Annotated in this window: 16 protein-coding genes and 2 pseudogenes; 11 read left to right on the top strand and 7 right to left on the bottom strand. The window is 69.2% G+C overall.

Annotated elements, in window-relative coordinates:
- Positions 1-3: 3 nt before the first annotated feature.
- The 8 genes and pseudogenes from ACZ7DY_RS03840 to ACZ7DY_RS03805 form a co-directional block, all read left to right on the top strand.
- Positions 4-492, top strand: coding sequence for a hypothetical protein (locus ACZ7DY_RS03840; RefSeq protein ID WP_471129570.1), 489 nt, complete (start codon positions 4-6; stop codon positions 490-492).
- 39 nt (positions 493-531) lie between these two features.
- Positions 532-894: a GPW/gp25 family protein gene (locus ACZ7DY_RS03835; RefSeq protein ID WP_471129569.1), complete on the top strand. Its 363-nt coding sequence runs from the start codon at positions 532-534 to the stop codon at positions 892-894.
- Positions 895-921: 27 nt separating this feature from the next.
- Complete coding sequence (locus ACZ7DY_RS03830) at positions 922-2,478, top strand: baseplate J/gp47 family protein (protein WP_471129567.1); 1,557 nt, start codon at positions 922-924, stop codon at positions 2,476-2,478.
- Positions 2,479-2,484: 6 nt separating this feature from the next.
- On the top strand, positions 2,485-4,524 hold the full coding sequence (locus ACZ7DY_RS03825; protein WP_471129565.1) for a hypothetical protein: 2,040 nt from the start codon (positions 2,485-2,487) through the stop codon (positions 4,522-4,524).
- 56 nt (positions 4,525-4,580) lie between these two features.
- Positions 4,581-6,128, top strand: a complete 1,548-nt coding sequence (locus tag ACZ7DY_RS03820; RefSeq protein ID WP_471129563.1) for an IPT/TIG domain-containing protein — start codon at positions 4,581-4,583, stop codon at positions 6,126-6,128.
- A 13-nt stretch (positions 6,129-6,141) separates the two neighbouring features.
- Positions 6,142-9,312, top strand: coding sequence for a hypothetical protein (locus ACZ7DY_RS03815; RefSeq protein WP_471129562.1), 3,171 nt, complete (start codon positions 6,142-6,144; stop codon positions 9,310-9,312).
- A 77-nt stretch (positions 9,313-9,389) separates the two neighbouring features.
- A pseudogene (locus ACZ7DY_RS03810) lies at positions 9,390-9,509 on the top strand (IS5/IS1182 family transposase); the annotation flags it as partial.
- 121 nt (positions 9,510-9,630) lie between these two features.
- A pseudogene (locus ACZ7DY_RS03805) lies at positions 9,631-9,768 on the top strand (IS5/IS1182 family transposase); the annotation flags it as partial.
- Positions 9,769-9,836: 68 nt separating this feature from the next.
- On the opposite strand, the gene ACZ7DY_RS03800 reads toward ACZ7DY_RS03805, so the two are convergent.
- From ACZ7DY_RS03800 to ACZ7DY_RS03790, 3 genes are all read right to left on the bottom strand, one after another.
- Positions 9,837-10,031: a hypothetical protein gene (locus ACZ7DY_RS03800; RefSeq protein ID WP_471129560.1), complete on the bottom strand. Its 195-nt coding sequence runs from the start codon at positions 10,029-10,031 to the stop codon at positions 9,837-9,839.
- 423 nt (positions 10,032-10,454) lie between these two features.
- Complete coding sequence (locus ACZ7DY_RS03795) at positions 10,455-10,667, bottom strand: DUF4287 domain-containing protein (RefSeq protein WP_471129557.1); 213 nt, start codon at positions 10,665-10,667, stop codon at positions 10,455-10,457.
- Positions 10,668-10,725: 58 nt separating this feature from the next.
- Positions 10,726-11,064 carry a DUF998 domain-containing protein gene (locus tag ACZ7DY_RS03790; protein ID WP_471129555.1) on the bottom strand — a complete coding sequence of 113 codons (339 nt, stop codon included), beginning with the start codon at positions 11,062-11,064 and terminating at the stop codon, positions 10,726-10,728.
- Positions 11,065-11,339: 275 nt separating this feature from the next.
- On the opposite strand from ACZ7DY_RS03790, the gene ACZ7DY_RS03785 reads away from it, so the two are divergent.
- Positions 11,340-11,963: a TetR/AcrR family transcriptional regulator gene (locus ACZ7DY_RS03785; RefSeq protein WP_471129553.1), complete on the top strand. Its 624-nt coding sequence runs from the start codon at positions 11,340-11,342 to the stop codon at positions 11,961-11,963.
- A gap of 82 nt (positions 11,964-12,045) precedes the next feature.
- On the opposite strand, the gene ACZ7DY_RS03780 is transcribed toward ACZ7DY_RS03785, so the two are convergent.
- Positions 12,046-12,738: an HAD-IA family hydrolase gene (locus ACZ7DY_RS03780; RefSeq protein ID WP_471129550.1), complete on the bottom strand. Its 693-nt coding sequence runs from the start codon at positions 12,736-12,738 to the stop codon at positions 12,046-12,048.
- Positions 12,739-12,810: 72 nt separating this feature from the next.
- On the opposite strand from ACZ7DY_RS03780, the gene ACZ7DY_RS03775 reads away from it, so the two are divergent.
- Together ACZ7DY_RS03775 and ACZ7DY_RS03770 are read left to right on the top strand one after the other, a co-directional pair.
- Positions 12,811-13,059 (top strand): helix-turn-helix domain-containing protein, encoded by a 249-nt coding sequence (locus ACZ7DY_RS03775; RefSeq protein WP_471129547.1) that lies wholly within the window; start codon positions 12,811-12,813, stop codon positions 13,057-13,059.
- Positions 13,060-13,111: 52 nt separating this feature from the next.
- The gene (locus ACZ7DY_RS03770) at positions 13,112-13,303 is read left to right on the top strand and encodes a hypothetical protein (protein ID WP_471130240.1); all 192 of its coding nucleotides are present in this window, start codon (positions 13,112-13,114) and stop codon (positions 13,301-13,303) included.
- Positions 13,304-13,359: 56 nt separating this feature from the next.
- On the opposite strand, the gene ACZ7DY_RS03765 is transcribed toward ACZ7DY_RS03770, so the two are convergent.
- From ACZ7DY_RS03765 to ACZ7DY_RS03755, 3 genes are all read right to left on the bottom strand, one after another.
- Entirely contained in the window at positions 13,360-14,208 is an 849-nt protein-coding gene (locus tag ACZ7DY_RS03765; protein WP_471129545.1) for an LLM class flavin-dependent oxidoreductase, read from the bottom strand.
- A 34-nt stretch (positions 14,209-14,242) separates the two neighbouring features.
- Positions 14,243-15,397, bottom strand: coding sequence for an epoxide hydrolase family protein (locus tag ACZ7DY_RS03760; RefSeq protein ID WP_471129542.1), 1,155 nt, complete (start codon positions 15,395-15,397; stop codon positions 14,243-14,245).
- Positions 15,398-15,622: 225 nt separating this feature from the next.
- Complete coding sequence (locus tag ACZ7DY_RS03755; RefSeq protein ID WP_471129539.1) at positions 15,623-16,081, bottom strand: SRPBCC family protein; 459 nt, start codon at positions 16,079-16,081, stop codon at positions 15,623-15,625.
- Positions 16,082-16,135: the final 54 nt, after the last annotated feature.

Genomic DNA, 16,135 nt, shown 5'->3' with positions numbered 1-16,135 from the left:
TCGATGGCCAAGAGCATCGTCGTCAAGGGCGCCAGCGTGCGGGGCACCGACACGCACAAGGTCTCGGGCACCCTCGAAAACGGCACCACGCCCTACGCGGGCCTCGGGAAGTACACCTACCAGGGCTCGATCACGGAAGGGCTCAGCGACTTCGTGCGGATCAACGGCGTGCCGGTGGCCCTGGTCACCAGCGGCAGCACCCTCGACGCGGGCCAGACCGCGCCGGGCCCCCCACCCGGCGGCCACGCCGGGCCCGCCGGCAGCGACTTCGTGCCCACCGCGCCAAAACCCCTCGCCACCTCGCTGGCGATCCTCGACACCCCGCTCGGCGGCGGCACACCCGGCGCCGGTGCGGGCAGCGGGCTACTGACCATCGGCGGCGTCAAGGTGCTGCTCGACGAGGACGTGATCGACACGTGCAGCGGCCTGCCCACACCCGGCGAGTCGAAGGTCAGCGCAGAACAGCAGTCGCTGGTGGCCTGCTCCCAGTGACCGGCGTACGAGCGGCGAAGCGAGAGGGAGGGGGCGAGCGTGTCGACAGGGTTCGGATTCCCGTTCGGCGTCAACGCGGCCGGTGCCATCGTGCCGGAGCCCGACGAGAGCGCGGAGCTGCGCGGCAAGGTCATCCAGGTGCTGTTCACGGCGCCCGGGGAGCGGATCAACCAACCGGAGTTCGGGTGCGGGCTGTTCAACCTGGTCTTCGACCCCGCCAACACGATCCTGGCCGCGGCCGTCGAGTTCACCGTCGGACAGGCACTGACCCGGTGGCTGGGAGACGACCTCGTGGTCAGCGGAGTGGACGTACGGGCCCAGGAAGAGACGCTGTCCGTCGAGGTGGCCTACGTACGGCGCCGGGACCTCGCCCGGCAGGCGGTCAGGGTGCAGTTCCGGTGAGCGGGAACGGACGAGCGGGGACGCGGCATGGCTGAGATCAAGAGGACAGACGACCGGCCGGTCATCGACTACATGGCCCGCGACTACGAGAGCCTGCTCGCGTCCATGCGCGGGCTGATCCCGCAGAAACTGCCGGAGTGGAAGGACTTCGCGGACGAGGCCGACTTCGGCAACGTACTGCTGCAACTGTTCGCGCATCTCGGCGACATCATCAGCTACTACCAGGACCGGGTGGCCAACGAGAGTTTCCTCGGCACGGCCCGCACCCGGCGCAGTGTCATCGAACACCTGCGGCTCATCGGCTACGAACTGGGCACCGCGGCCCCCGCGGCGACCTCGCTGAGCCTGACCGTGCCCGGCACCGTCACCGCGACGGTCACCGTGGCGCGGGGGGACGCGTTCGCGACCAAGAGCCGGCGCGACAAGCCGAGCGTCAGGTTCGAGTACACCCGCGAGGCGCCGCTCGTCATCGACTTCTCGAAGCTGACCGCCGACCCGGCGACCGGCCGGAAGGTCTTCGGGCCGGCCCAGGGCGGCATCCCGGTCGAGGAGGGCCGCCTGATCAGGGACGAGTTGCTCGGCACGTCGGACAATGCGCCCAACCAACGCTTCCCCCTCGCCCACCCGGGGCTGATCCTGCGACCGGCGGGCCAGGACGTGGTGGTGGAGAGCCGGCTCGCCTCGGTGCCCTCCGTGTGGACGCTGCGGGAGAGCCTGGCGTTCAGCCAGGCGGGGCAGCGCGACTACCGGGTGGAGATCGACGACGCCGACCGGGCCACCGTCGTCTTCGGCGACGGCACGTTCGGCGCGATCCCCCCGCAGGCCGCGGCGATCCGGGCCACGTACCGCGTCGGCGGCGGCTCGGCGGGCAACGTGCCCGCGGGCGCGGTGACCACCATCGTCGGTGCGCCCCAGCTCGCGCTGCTCGGCGCGACGGTCAGCAACCCGGCCCCCGCGACCGGCGGCGCGGAGCGCGAGGACATCGCGCACGCCGTGCAGCACGCCCCCGCCGTGTTCCGCTCCCTGCGCCGAGCGGTGACCGCCGCCGACTACGAGGCACTCGCCCGCAACTTCAAGGGCGTCGGCAAGGTCCGCGCCGAGGCCACCGGCTGGAACCAGGTGACGCTGCACGTCGCGCCGCAGGGTGGCGGCAAGGTCAGCGACGTGCTGGAGGCCGACCTCAAGGGCTTCTTCGAGGACAAGCGGATGCTCAGCCAGCTGATCGAAATCTCCGACGTCGACTACGTCCCGATCCGGGTGACGGCCGAGCTGGCGGTCGAGAGTTTCCACGTCCGGGAGGACGTCGTCGCCCAGGTCCAGCAGGCCGCCGCCCGCCTGCTGGACTTCGAGCGGGTCGACTTCAACCAGACGGTGTACCTCAGCAAGTTCTACGAGGAGACGCAGGACGTTCCCGGCGTCGTCTTCGTGAACATCACCGAGTTCCGGCGCGGGGACCGGACGGGCGCGCAGGTCGAACCACACGGCACTCTCGTGCTCGGCTCGAACGAGGTGCCCGTCGTCCCGCCGGAGCCCGACTACCGCCTCGGCCTGAAGGTCATCGTCCTCGAACAGGGAAGGAGGTGACGGACGGTGCGGCTGACGGACATCACGGCCACCGCCCACCCCTCCGGCAACAGGATCGACCTGAGCTGGCACAACCCCGACCCGGGGCGCGCGCCCGGGATCCGCGTGGTGCGCCGGGAGGGCACCCATCCGACCGGCCCCGACGACGGCCGGCTCATCGCCCACACGACCGGCCCCGACACGCGCACCGTCGACACCGGCCTCCGGGGCGGGACGGTCTACTACTACACGCTGTTCCCGTTCAGCGGCGCCCCCGTGCCCACGTACGACCCGGACCCGCACAACCACGCGTCCGCCATGGCCACGTCGCGGTACGACTTCGCGAGTCTGCTCTACGGCATGCTCCCGGCGATCTACCGCCGCTACGACGCCGACCGCATCCCTCTTGCGGGCAGCGGGCTACCGGCCGACCGCGACAAGGGGCAGCTCCGCCGCTTCCTGGACCTGCCAGGCGGCGAACTCGACCGGATCTACAGCCTCGTCCGCGCCGGCCTCGACCTCGGCGACCTCGACCGGGTCGACGGCCGGCTGCTGCCGCTCCTCGCGCAGTGGATCGGCTGGCAGACCGATTTCGGGCTGCCGGTGGACGCGCAGCGCAACGAGGTCAGGTTCGCGCCGCGCATCTACCGGACCATCGGCGGGGTGCCCACGCTGGACGCCACCGTGGCCCGGGTCACCGGTTGGACCAGCCGTACCAAGGAGTACGTCCACAACGTGGCGCGCACCAACCAGCCGGAACGGCTGAACCTGTGGTCCGCGCTGCGCGATGCCTCCGGCGTCTTTGCGCCCGCGGCACTCGCGTCCGTCAACTTCGCCCATGACGGCCGGCCGGTGGCGCTGCGCGAGGCGGACGGTTCGTCGCTGTTCTTCTTCCACACCCGCCGGCCGCACGGCTGGGACATCTGGATGAAACGGTTCGCGGACGGGAAATGGGAGCCCAGCGCCCCGCGGGTGGACCGGGCCGGCATCGACAAACACCCTTCGGTGGCCGTGCAGGGCGCCGGGGCCGTGTGGCTGTTCTGGCAGGGGTACGACCCGGAGCAGCCGCCCGTGGACCGCAAGTGGCGGATCTGGTACAGCGTGCGGACGGGTCCTGCCATCTGGTCGGCGCCCGCCGTGTTCGGGGACACCGCCACCGAGCGGCGGATGCCCACCGCGGTCGCGGACAACGCCGGCGGACTGTGGCTGTTCTGGCTGGAGGCGGTGGGCGACGGCTGGGAGCTGCGCTACAACCGCAACGTCGGCGGCGCCTGGCTGCCCGCGCCGCTGACCCTGCCGGCGGACGGCGGCCGGCCGCCGCGGGTGGAGGACGACTTGTTCGTCCTGTTCCATCCGACGAGCACGACCCAGCGGCTGTGGCTGTTCTGGGCGCGGCACGAGAGCGGCGGCCCGCCGGGCCAGTCCCGCTGGAGCATCGTGCACCGGGTCAAGACGGGGCTCGACCCGGCGGTTTCGGACTGGTCTCCGATCCGTGCCCTGCCGAAGGCCAGGGCCGACTACCACGACCGGCAGCCCGCCGCGCTGCTGACCCCCGACGGCAACATCGAGGTGTTCTGGAGTTCGACGCAGAACGGCGGCTGGTCCCTGAGCCGCAACGTCCTCGCCGTGACCCCGCTCACGTGGGGGGCCAACCAGCGGATCGGAGGCGGGCCGTACGCGCGGCGCGGGCCATACGCCGTGGACACACCGTCCGGCACCCTGTTGGTGCACCGCTCCAACGAGAGCCTGGAGTACGCGAGCGCGGACTACGGCGCGACCCGCACCGTGGATCACCGGTACGCGGGGACGACCACCGTCGACACCACGGGCGCGGCCAAGCTGGGGCTCCGCGGCCGGTTCGAGGACTTCCAGACGTACACGTACGACGCCGGGGCCGGCGGCGTGCGCACCAACGACGACCGCATCGGGCGGGACACCGTCGGCCTGTTCCTCGCGCCGCCGGGCACCGCCGATCCGGACCAGGTCAGGGCGATGGTCTCCCGGCTGGCCGGCGTCCTCGCCGACTCCATGCCGGTGACCGCGCGCCCCGTCTTCATCACGCCGTAGCCATCTCGCCCAGCCACCACGCCGTACCGGAGCAACGCCGCAGAAGGAGGGGGACCGTGGCGGACTATTCGCAGTCACCGCTGGAACTGCTGCTGGCCAACCAGCAGAAGGGGTACGTGGGCATCCACGTCGAGCAAGGTGTGCCGGTCCTGGACCGGGACCTGAACCTGTTGCAGGACCTGATCTCGGCGACGGTCCGCGCGGTCATCAGCCGCTACGTCGGTAACGGGGCCGCGGCCGGGGCCAACGGCTTCGCCGTGCAGGCGCTGCCCACCGGGCAGAACGGTCAGGACTTCCTCATCGCGGCCGGCGATGCCGGGGGGCCCGGCAGCGCCCTGGTCGGCGGCATCGAGGTGTTCATCCCGACGGCGGTGACGTACAAGAGCCAGCCGGGCCTGCCCGCGCTCACGGCGCCCACGGCGGCGCAGGCCGATCCGCGGACGGACACCGTGTACCTGGACGTGTCGCTGGCCGAGGTGGACGGCACGGCGGACGCGGAGCTGAACAACAGCCGCGACGTGGGCGTCCAGACGTCCGTGCGGCTCAAGCCGGTGTGGGTGGTACGGGTCAGCGAGGGGGACGCGGTGCCGGCGCCGCCGTCCGGACACAGCTTCTACCCGCTGGCCTCCCTCCAGCGGCCCCGGGGGGTGACGGCCATCGAAGCAGCCATGATCGCCGATCTGCGGCAGCGCCGGCTGACCGTCTCCGACATGGAGCGCAGGATGAGCCTGATGGAGCGGACGCTGCTGCTGCCCGCGTTCACGGCCCCGTCGCCCGGGCAGCCGCAGTTCGTGCCCAAGAGCGGCGTCATCGGGCAGCCGGTCACCTTGAACGGCAGCAACTTCGCCGTCGCCCCGGTGACCGTGCGCTTCGGTGACCTGCCCGCGAAGATCGTGGGTGGGGCGTCATCGACGCAGGTCGTGGCCCGGGTGCCGGGCGGCCTGACCCCGGGGGGTGTCTCCGCGGCCGTCAGGATCACCGTCAGCAACCTGGGCGGCTCGGTGATCAGCGACGACACGTTCACGGCGGAACCCGCGCCGGCGTTCAGCGAGCCGACCACCCAGTTCAGCCCGGGCAACGGCACCCCGGGCACGCAGGTGACGCTCAACGGGTTCAACTTCAACGCCGCCGGGACGCAGGTGCGCTTCGCGTCCGTGGCCGCCACGGTGGTCGGCGTGCCGACCGCCACCCGCATGGTCGTCCAGGTGCCGACGGGCCTGGTGCCCGCAGGCAGCACCAACGCCGACGTCAAGATCACCGTGACCAACCCGGCGGGCAGCATCGTCAGCGACGACCCGTTCCGGGCCGAACTGAACATCCCCGCCCCGACCTTCTCCACCACGCCGCCCCAGTTCTCCCCGAAGTCCGGGGTGGCCGGCCAGCAGCCCATCATCCTCAACGGCAACAACTTCAACTTCACCCCGGTCACGGTCAAGTTCGACACCTTCACCGCGGTGATCATCGGCACGCCCTCCGCCACCCAGATTTCCGTACGGGTGCCCGCAGGGATGACGCCGCCCGGCACCACCAAGGACATGAAGCTCTCGGTCACCACCGCCGGCGGCACCGCCACCAGCACGGACATATTCACGATCAACGGCTAGGAAGGGAATGCTCATGGCGTTCCACGTCTATCCCGATCCGCAGACCGCCGCGCTCACCGTCAACACCGGCCCCCCGGTCTTCATCGGCATCGACCAATTGGCCGGGCCACGCGACCAGGGCGGCTACGCGAAGATGATGTACGTCCGGGTGTGCGCGACGGGCGCCGTCGAACTCCCGACGCTGTTCATCCGGGCGGGACACCCCGACACCCCGGCCACCCCCGGCGACACCGAGGGACCCGCGGTGGAGATCACCGGATTCACCGGCGGAGTGTTCAACAAGACCACGTACCTGGGTGACGTGAAACGCGACGTCGAGGCCGACAACGTGGCCATCATCCGCATGGGGTTCGACCAGGCGGGCACCGCGGAAACCTGGCGGCTGGGTTTCCGGAACAACAACGTGGGTGGCGCGCCCGTCGAGTTCACCTGGGTGGTGGCCGACACGGCCACCGACACGGCCCAACCCTGGCTCGACATCTCGCCGGGCACGGTGTCCACCTTCCTCTCCCTCGTCAACAAGTCCGACTCGGACAGCGTGCAGGTGTCCAATAAGGGCACCGCCCCGCTGACCATCGCCACGGCGGGCTCCCTTCCGTCCAGCGGCTTCACGGTCACCTCGCCCCTGCCGCTGACCGTACGACCCTCCCGCACGGAGACCCTCTCGCTCCGGTTCACCGCGCCCGCCGCGCCCCCGCCGGACAACAAGACCAGCCTGACCACGAACATCGTCGTGACACCACCGGACCCCACGGTGGGCACCTCCCCCGGCCACAACCAGCAACTCGCGCTGACCGCCGTCACGCAGAAGCTGGAAGTCGTCCTCCTGCTCGACTCCTCGGGCAGCATGGGCGGCAACCCACTCGGTGGTCCCCCCGCCACCGTCGCGGAGTCCCGCTGGGGGGAACTGACCACGGCGACCAAGGGGTTCCTGCAACTCCTCGGCCTCTTCGCCGACAACGGTGGCCGGTTCGGCATCGCCCGCTTCCCCGCAGTGGGCACCGGCCCCGCCGGCTTCGACATCGTCCCGATGAAGCAGATCGCGGCCTCCGAGATGGCCGACGCGGGCAACGCCGTCGAGGCCATCGTGCCCACCGGCAGCACCCCGATGGGCGACGGCCTCGACCACGTCCTCGCGCCTTCCACCAGCTACTTCGGCACTGACCCGCTCAGCGTGAACACCAGCCGCCGCTGGCTGATCATGATGAGCGACGGGGCACACAACTCGGGCACGCACAACCCGAAGGAGTTCACCGCACCACCCAACGGCACGGCGCCCTCCGGCACCTCGCTCGCCGAGAAGAAGGTCACGATGTACGGCATCGGGTACGGCGTCGAGGGGCACACCGACGTCGACCACATCCTGATCAAGACCCTCGCCGACGGCTCGTTCGGCGGCGTCTCGCACAGCGTCACGGAACCGGGGTTCACCCCCACCCAACTCGGCGCGGTCCTGCGCAACGCCCTCAAGGAGGGCCTGACCGACGCCTCCTCCCCCGCCGACCCGCCGGGCGTGTTCGTCTTCGGCGAGCGGGAGATCCGCCACGAGACGGTCATCACCCCGTACGACGACAAGGCCGCCTTCGTCCTGGACTGGAACACCCCCGATGCCAGCAGGCTGCGGCTGGAACTGCTGACCCCGAACTGCGAACTGATCACGCCGGAGAACGCGGGCCAGGGCAAGTTCTCCCAAGTCGCCTTCCACGGCGGGACGCGCTCGAACATGTACCTGATCCCCCGGAGCTTCCTTCGGGCCGAAGGTGGCTCCGAGGGGGCCACCGGCTCGTCCGGCACCCGGGGCCGCGACGGCACCTGGCGGCTGCTCGTCAGCTCCGGCGGCGGAGTCATCGGCGCCGCGGACACGGCGGGCACGACGAGCGAGGGCGATCCCGACGTCGAGCACTACGTCTACGACGTGCTCACCGACTCGACGCTGCGCCTGGAGGTCAGCCAGGACAAGAGCACCTACTTCGCCGGGGACCCGATCACCGTCACAGGCCGCCTCACCGCCGAAGGCCGGCCGGTGACCGGCGCCGCGGTATCGCTGTCCACCACCGCGCCGGTGCAGTCGACGGACAACCAGATCGCCGCGCTGCGCATACCCGCCGAGGCGCTGAAACGCGCCGAGGAGCTGCTCGCCGGCAAGGACGCCACCCCGCTGCTCGTCAGGCAGTTGGGGGCCCAGCTCGCCGGGCTGAACATCGACGGCAGCCGCCGCGAGCACGTCCAGGCGATGAGCGACGCGGACAGCACCGGCAACTACCGGGCCACCGTCACGGACACGTCGGTCCCGAAGCAGTACGTCTTCTACGTGTCCGCCACCGGCATCACCGCCGACGGCACCAGCTTCCACCGCGAGAGCAAGCAGGAGACGCTCGTCATGGTGCGGCCCGAGCCGCAGCACACCCGGATCGACCTCAACCAGACCGGGCCCGGCCAGATCGACGCGACCGTCATCCCGCGGGACCGGTTCGGCAACGTCCTGCTGATCAACCCCGACACGGCCGGCGGCTTCGGCCTCACCGCGCTCGGCGGCAAGCCCGGCGCGCTGACCAGCCGGCTCGACGGCTCGTACACCGGCAGGGTGACGTTCGACCCAAAGGTCAACCCCGCCATCGGCCTGCAGTTCGGCGGCGAGGACGTGCTCGTACCGAAGCACACGCCGCCGGTCGGTGACCTGCGGTACGTCAACCGCGTCATCAAGTTCGAGGCAGGCGCGATCAAGGACGCCAACCAGCACGCCGACGCGCGCGCGGTGCTCGGCAGCGTCGTCGACAAGCCCGCGGGAACGTTCGTCTCGCTCGGCGCGGCGGGCCGGCTGGAGGTCGGCATCACCCGCATGGTCATCCTGGCCGCCGGCGGCGACGACGACGTCACCGTGTTCGTCCGGCCGGACACGGACCTGCGCGCGTACCGGGTGGAGGCGTACGCGGTGGAGCGCCGCGCATGGGTGGAGCTCGGCGAGTCCATCGGCGTCACCGAGTCGTTCGGGCTGCGCCCGGCCCACCTGAAGTTCACCATCGCCCTGCGCATCACCGACATCAGCGGCCGTACGCGCGACGACGCGTTCGTGGCGCTGACCACCCCAGGGGTGAGCCTGCGTGGCGTCGGGGCACTGAAGACGGCCAAGGACCTGCCGTGCCGACCGGACCAGCTGCCCAACTGGTTCCCCTGGGCACGGTAGACACGGGCCGCCCGCCCCGCGAAGGGGTGGGCGGTGCCCGGTCGCGGTGCTCCGGTCGCGGTGCTGCGACCGCCGGGGGCATTCCCGTCCTCACCGACCGCACCTACACCGGCACCGGCTCCTGGGCGACCACACCGATCACACGGCGCCCTCTCCAAGACCTCACCACGACACAGCGGACGATCAACCGAGCCCTGACCTAACGCCGAGTTTTCTGACTACTTGTCAGGTTCTACCGGAGGCTGGGCCCGATCACCTCGGGGTCCCAGCCGTGGGGGCGGGACCACGTCGGCGGTTGCGGGAATGCGGCCGATTTGCAAGCGTCGCAACGAAGTCGAGCGAACGATCAACGCGCTCAAAGGCTTCCGCACAGTAGCCACCCGCTTCGACAAGAAGGCGTACATCCTCCATGGCACCGTGACCGTCGCTGCAGTTCGCCTCTGGCTTCGCTCGTGACTCGCCGGACAGTCCTTAGTGACGAGAGTCAGAGGTTCTGCGGCGGATCATGGCGAGCTGCCGATGGCTCAGAGCGGCTTGGTGCCGGTGGCCAGCCATTCCTCCCGGACACTAACCGGCGTGGCATTGATTGTGGCGAGGGCTTGTGTGCAGACCTTGCCGAGTGTTTCGTCCGGCACGCCGTTGGCCTTCAGTGCGTCGATCATCGCGTCCCAGGTAACTGGATCAAGCTCGCATGTCTCCTCGTTACCGGCCGCGGCCATGAATCCTCCAGATGTCGCGTGTGCTCGTACTGTTCCTTGCGTGATCGATCCTCGCACGCACGAAAATGCCGAGCGCCTCACCGACGGCAAGGATGGCTCGCACGCGCGTCCTTCTCCGGTACGTTCCGCCCGTCTCCCCAATCCGTCCGACAGGCCCTGGGCCAGGAGGCGTGAGAAATCGTTTTCATCCCTGAGAGCCTCCCGGCTAGATGGCCCTGTCTGGACGCCGGAGTGAGTCCGCAGCGGTTCGGTCAGCCAGGAGGCAGCACAGGCACAGGTCTCCCCGGTGTCCACAGATCGCCGCAACTTCCTGATCACGGAACCGTGCCTGTGCTGGTTCTGGTTCTGGTCCCGAGAACAGGCAGCACACGAGCCGGGCGTGGATTCTGCGCGCAGCTCGACCGTGCGGCTCCCTTGTCCGGGTCAGTTTTCGCTGCGTTCGGCGAGGGTGTGGGCGACAAGGGCATTGGCGTGCCCGTGGCCGAGTCCGTGCTCGGATTTGAGCCAGGCGACGAGCTCCATGTGCTTGGTCAGGGACGAGGTGCGGATCAGCTCCTTCCACTGCTCGATCGAGCGGCCGTACTTCTTCTCGATCGACGGGAAGTAGCTGACGGGGCCTTTTACCGGTGCGGTCATGGTGGTGTCCTGTCTGGGTGGGTGAGTGAGTTTCGAGTTGTCGCCGTGGGGACTGGGGCTACGGCCGAGTGGTCGGGGTGGAGGTGACCAACTGGGCAGCGGCCGCGGTGAGTGCGAGCAGGCCCAGGCCGGCTGCGGCAGCGGAGGCGGCGAACCCGGCGACGATCCCCAACGGCAGGAGACGGTAGGTCAGGGCCCAAGGGTGTCGGCCCTGGGCGGCGAAGCGCCCTGCCAGCACGAGGAATGCGGCACACAGCACGACGTAGCCCACGGTGCCGCTGAGCATGTGGACCGCTCCGTGGCCGCTCAGCGTGACACGACCGCCCTGCGTACCGGCCGGGAAGCCCGCGCCGGGGTCCGCCTTGAATACCCCGGCGAGCAGGAACGAGCGAGCCAAGGCCCAGCTGGCTGATGGCGTTCCGGGTGAAGTCGAAACCGGTACGGGTGAGGCCCTCGATCACCCCACCCCCAGGAAGAGCGGCCCTGCCGCTGCACCGCAGGCGAGCAGTGCGCGAGTGGTGCGCGCAGTTGAGGCAGCAGCACGGTCGGCGAACAGTGTGTGTATCGCCTGCGTCATGCGAGATCCCCTCGAGTCGAGCCTTGGTCTCGGTACTGGGCTGTCCAGTACCGAGGAACTGGACTGTCCAGTACTGCATCGAGCGAAGGAGGGGCATGGAAGCGAACGGACCCGGCGGGCGCTCGGCCCGCAAGCATCAGGCGATCATGGAGGCTGCGACAGCGGTGTTCATGGCCAAGGGCTACGCCGGCACGAGCATGGACGACATCGCCAAGCTGGCCGCGGTGTCAAAGCAGACGGTGTACAAGCACTTCGCCGACAAGGAGAAGCTGTTCGCCGAGATCGTGCTGGCCACCACCGACCGGATCGAGGCCATGATCGACTTGGTGGCCGACATCCCCGCCGACGCGGACACGCTGGAGGAGAACCTGCTTCAGCTGGCCCGCCAGTTTTTGACCACCCTCACCCGCCCCCAGCTGCTCCAGCTGCGGCGCCTCATCATCGCCAACGCCGATGCCTTCCCTGACCTGGGCGCCGCCTGGTACGAACAGGGCTTCGAGCGGGTACTGGCCACTCTGGCCGACACCTTCCAACACCTGGCCGACCAAGGCATCCTACGGATCGATGACGCGCTCCTGGCTGCCAACCACTTCTCCGGCCTGCTGCTCTGGATCCCCGTGAACAAGGCGTTGTTCCACGGGAGTCCACAGCACCCCCAGCCCGAACTCGACCACTACGCCGACGCCGGCGTCCGGGCCTTCCTCGCCGCTTACCGCTGACGCCACCCACTGGACGGGCTCTCCGGCGGCATGCGAGTCTCCGGGAGCCCGTCCAGGCTTCCAGGTGCACCCCGCCTGCCGCCTATGTGTCGAGGAGAAGTGAGTCGAGGATGGCAGCGGTGGCGGTGGGGTCCGTCGTGTGGTGCACGGTGCGGATGCCCAGGGTCTCGGCGGGCGGCAAGTTCTCGGCGTGGTCGTCAACAAAGACGCACTCGGGACCGGTCAGGTCCAGGGCGTCAAGCGCCCGCTGATAGATGCGCGGCGACGGCTTCCGTACGCCCTCCAGCTCCGACAAGATCACGGCATCGAAGAAATCGGTCCACGTGCCCTTGTCCTCGTACGGGTTGTAGGGCTCGATCCCGAACGAGTTGCTGAGCATGGCCACCTTGATCCCAGCCGCACGAGCGCGCTTCGCGGCCGCGACGATCTGCGGCTCGCGGTGGAGGTTGGCCAGGGCACGCCGCATCAGGTCGGTGGAGTCGATACCGAGGATGCCGCCGACGACACGGTTCCAGTCCTCCTGGGTTGCCTCACCGACCTCCAGTGCTGCGTAGATCGCGACGCCATCGGGATGCTCGTTCAGCGCCGCGAAATACGCGCCGGGAGTCAATCCCTCCGCCCTCTCGAACGCCTGCTTGTTCAGTCGCATCCGGGTGGTGAGCACATCACCGAAGTCGAGGTTCAGACCACGGTATGGGACTGGCAAAGCCGCCTCCTTGCCGATCTTGAATGCGCGTGCGCGGCCCCCAGAAGGAGAGGCCCCCAGTATCGCCACTGTCCGAAGCATGTGGACCAACGCTTGACGCGAGTGCCCTGTCCACTTCGGCGAACGGTCAACCCATGGTGTATGACGGAGAGTTGTTTAGCTATCGGGCAACGGATCAAGTGGTGGCGTGAGCGCCGTGGCTTGTCCCAGAAGATGCTGGGTGACCTAATCGGCAGGTCAGAGAACTGGGTCTACAAGATTGAGAACGACCGGATTCCCCTGGACCGGCTTCCGATCCTGATCGCCCCGAGTAAGCAGCTGCGATGCAATCTGGAGGACCTGACGGGCGGCTACGTGTCCGGAATCACTGCGGCCGGCACAGAGCACTAGCACGAGCAATCACGCACGGCGTCAACCTGCGCGAACAACGAAGGACTTCGATATGTGGCGGAACTTCGTCGACCGCACGCAGTCAGAGATCGAACAGGCCCGCGAGGACTGGATGACGGGTTCCCGTTTCGGCGAGGTGAAGGGTTACGACGGTGCGCCGCTGCCGACCCCGAAACTGCCGGAGGTGCCGATGAAGCCTCGGGGAAGGGTGGTCCGGCGGCGGCTGCACGGCGACGACGATTGAACACAGCAAGGCCGATCGTTTGAAGGTCTTGCTGAATGTCGGCTCCCGACAACTGTTCAGGTGGCGATGCCGGCGAGCCTCCTGACCTCATCGAGGTCGTCCGTGGCGGGAACGAAGATGATCTCGTCCACACCGAGGTCGGTGTACTCCGTGATGGACCGCTCAATCGTCTCCTGAGTGGTGCAAAGCACTGCGTTGGCGGCGATGTCCTTGGGGGCCAGCCGGTAGAAGTCCTCCATGTTCGCCCGTCCGGCCTCGGGGTCGCCCAGTGCGTAATAGGCGAGGACTACGAGTTTCGGGGCGCCCGGGCGGTCTGCCTCCCTCCAGGCCCGTTTCGCCGCCTCGAAGCTGGGCGCCGTCATGGCCGGAGGCAGCGCGCCGCCGATGTAGCCCTCGCCCCAGCGCACCATGCGGTCCAGTGCACGAGCGGAGTACCCGCCGAACAGCATGGGGACCTGCCGGGTGCCCGACGGCACGGCCGGGTTCGGTCCATTGCCGGCCGGCGCTCCGCTCCAGATCTCGCGGTACGTCGCCAGGTCGGATTCCAGCCGCGCGCCACGACCGTGCATGTCGTGCCCGGGCACGGTGAACTCGTCCTCGCGCGACCCGACGCCGACACCGAGGGTTAGGCGGGCGCCGGAGACACCGTCGATGCCGGCGATTTCCTTGGCCAGCAGGGCACCGGGCCACGTCGGGGCCAGCAGGACGGCGCTGAGCAGTCCGATCGTGGTGGTCGCCCCGGCCGCGGCCGCGAGTGCGACGGTGTCGCTCACGCCCGGGTATGCGTAGCGCCCGGTCGTGGCGAGGGTGGAGAAACCCGCTTCTTCGGCCAGGGCCGCCCAGCGGGGAAGGGCCGACGCCGTGACATCACGGACCTGATTCGGAAGTCCGATGCCGATCTGCACAGTGGTTCCTCTCTGCGGTGGGGTGAGTCCTGCCTCAGGGTTTGCCGGGCAGGCTTCGGAAGAACTCCCGGATGTCGGCCACGAGTAGCTCGGGTGCTTGGAGGGCGGGGAAGTGCCCGCCTCGCTCGTACTCCCGCCAGCGCGTGATTGTGTGGGACCGTTTCGCCAGATCCTGGATCGCGTGGTCCCCGGGGAAGTTCGCCACCGCTGTCGGGACGCCCGACGGCGACGGCCTTCCCGCCGACAGCTCGGCCCCGGCCTCGAAGTAGAGGCGTGCGGCAGAGCCCGCTGTTCTGGTCAGCCAGTAGATGGTGACGTTGGTCAGGATCGCGTCCCGGTCGACGGCGGTGTGCTTGGTCGCGGTGGGGTCGTAGTCGACGAACCACTCAGAATTCCAGGCCAGTTGCCCGACCGGCGAGTCGTTCAGCGCGTAGGCGATGGTCTGTGGGCGGGTGCTCATCTCGTGCATGTAACCGGAACGCCCATACCACCAGCGCTCGTGGTCGAGCGCCCGTTCGCGATCGGCCTCGCCGAGTATGTCCAGCTCATCGGGGGACATGGGCCACGCGGCGAAGGCCAATGCGTTGACGTGCACTCCCATCACCTGTTCTCCGGCGACCCGGCCGAGCTCGGGGGCGATGAGACTGCCGAAATCCCCTCCCTGGGCGGCGTAACGCTCGTACCCCAGGTCGCTCATGAGCCGAGCCCAGGCGCGGGCGGTGCGGTTGACCCCCCAGCCACGATCGCGGGTCGGACCGGAGAAGGCGTACCCGGGCAGGGAGGGCGCGACGACGTGGAAGGCGTCGGCCGGGTCGCCTCCGTGTGCGCGGGGATCGGTGAGCGGTCCGATGATCGCCTGGAAGTCGGCGATCGTGCTGGGCCAGCCGTGCGTGATGATCAGCGGTGTCGCGTCCGGCTCGGGGGAACGGACGTGCAGGAAGTGGATGTTCTGCCCATCGATTTCGGTGGTGAACTGCGGGTGCGCGTTCAGCGCCGCCTCGTGCGCTCGCCAGTCGTATCCCTCGCGCCAGTGACCGACCAGGTCCCGCAGCCATGTCCTGTTGACGCCGTAGGACCAACCGGCCCCGGGCAGCTCATCGGGCCAGCGGGTGCGGTCCAGGCGCTCCGCGAGGTCCATGAGATCTTCTTCGGGTATGTCGATCTGGAAGGGGCGAGGTTCGGACGCCATACGACTCTCCTGGTTGTCCAATGCGCACTGCGGCGGCACGCCGCTGAAGGTGGTGTTGGGCGCGCGGCGGCATTCGCCTCTACGCGTCATGGTTCGGTGACATGCGAACGTTCCGCGGAAGCATGTCGAAGTGGTGCGACGGCTCCGGCATTCCGGGTATCCGGGGCGGCCATACGGTGCATGGCCGACTGCGGCAGGTGGGCCGGGCCGCCTCGGCCCGTCGGTTCAGGCGGCGTTCTCGACCAGGGCCTTGAGCCTCGGCAGGGTCTTCTCGATGCCCTCGGCGTTCCAGCGGGGCCATGGTGTGCGCAGGAGCAGCCCGCGCACAGGCGAGGTGGAGAAGTCGCAGGTCTCGACGACCCGTGTGGCGCCGTCGACCGCTTCGAGTTCGTAGCGCCAGCGGTGCTTGCCGGGGTGGCACCACGCGATGCGCCGGTCCGCCTCGAACTCGACCACCGTGTTCACGATTCGGTAGCGCACACCGAACAGCTTCATGGCCGTCTTGAACGTGTCGTCCAGGCCCAGGCGGGCGGGTCCCGAAACCGCGTGCTTCACGGTGCCTGAGCCGTCGAAGTCGGCGTGGCGGTGCGGGTCGGCGAGCACCGAGAACACCGCCGAGGGTCGTGCGGCGATGACGATGCTGCGTGAGATTAAGAGGGGGCGGGGTCGGGGTACGGAGGACATGCGGTACTCCTCATTCGCTCATTGCGGCCCGAAGCGCAACATGACAACATGTTG

The sequence above is a fragment of the Streptomyces sp. NPDC037013 genome (genome assembly GCF_055607265.1).
The sequence above is the reverse complement of the archived record's forward strand: the minus strand, read 5'-3'. Positions and strand labels throughout refer to the sequence as shown.

Coding starts and splice junctions, on each gene's coding strand:
- ACZ7DY_RS03840 (WP_471129570.1), top strand. CDS start 4: ATGGCCAAGAGCATCGTCGTCAAGGGCGCCAGCGTGCGGGGCACCGAC.
- ACZ7DY_RS03830 (WP_471129567.1), top strand. CDS start 922: ATGGCTGAGATCAAGAGGACAGACGACCGGCCGGTCATCGACTACATG.
- ACZ7DY_RS03755 (WP_471129539.1), bottom strand. CDS start 16,081: ATGTCCTCCGTACCCCGACCCCGCCCCCTCTTAATCTCACGCAGCATC.
- ACZ7DY_RS03800 (WP_471129560.1), bottom strand. CDS start 10,031: ATGGCCGCGGCCGGTAACGAGGAGACATGCGAGCTTGATCCAGTTACC.
- ACZ7DY_RS03815 (WP_471129562.1), top strand. CDS start 6,142: ATGGCGTTCCACGTCTATCCCGATCCGCAGACCGCCGCGCTCACCGTC.
- ACZ7DY_RS03795 (WP_471129557.1), bottom strand. CDS start 10,667: ATGACCGCACCGGTAAAAGGCCCCGTCAGCTACTTCCCGTCGATCGAG.
- ACZ7DY_RS03785 (WP_471129553.1), top strand. CDS start 11,340: ATGGAAGCGAACGGACCCGGCGGGCGCTCGGCCCGCAAGCATCAGGCG.
- ACZ7DY_RS03760 (WP_471129542.1), bottom strand. CDS start 15,397: ATGGCGTCCGAACCTCGCCCCTTCCAGATCGACATACCCGAAGAAGAT.
- ACZ7DY_RS03775 (WP_471129547.1), top strand. CDS start 12,811: ATGACGGAGAGTTGTTTAGCTATCGGGCAACGGATCAAGTGGTGGCGT.
- ACZ7DY_RS03770 (WP_471130240.1), top strand. CDS start 13,112: ATGTGGCGGAACTTCGTCGACCGCACGCAGTCAGAGATCGAACAGGCC.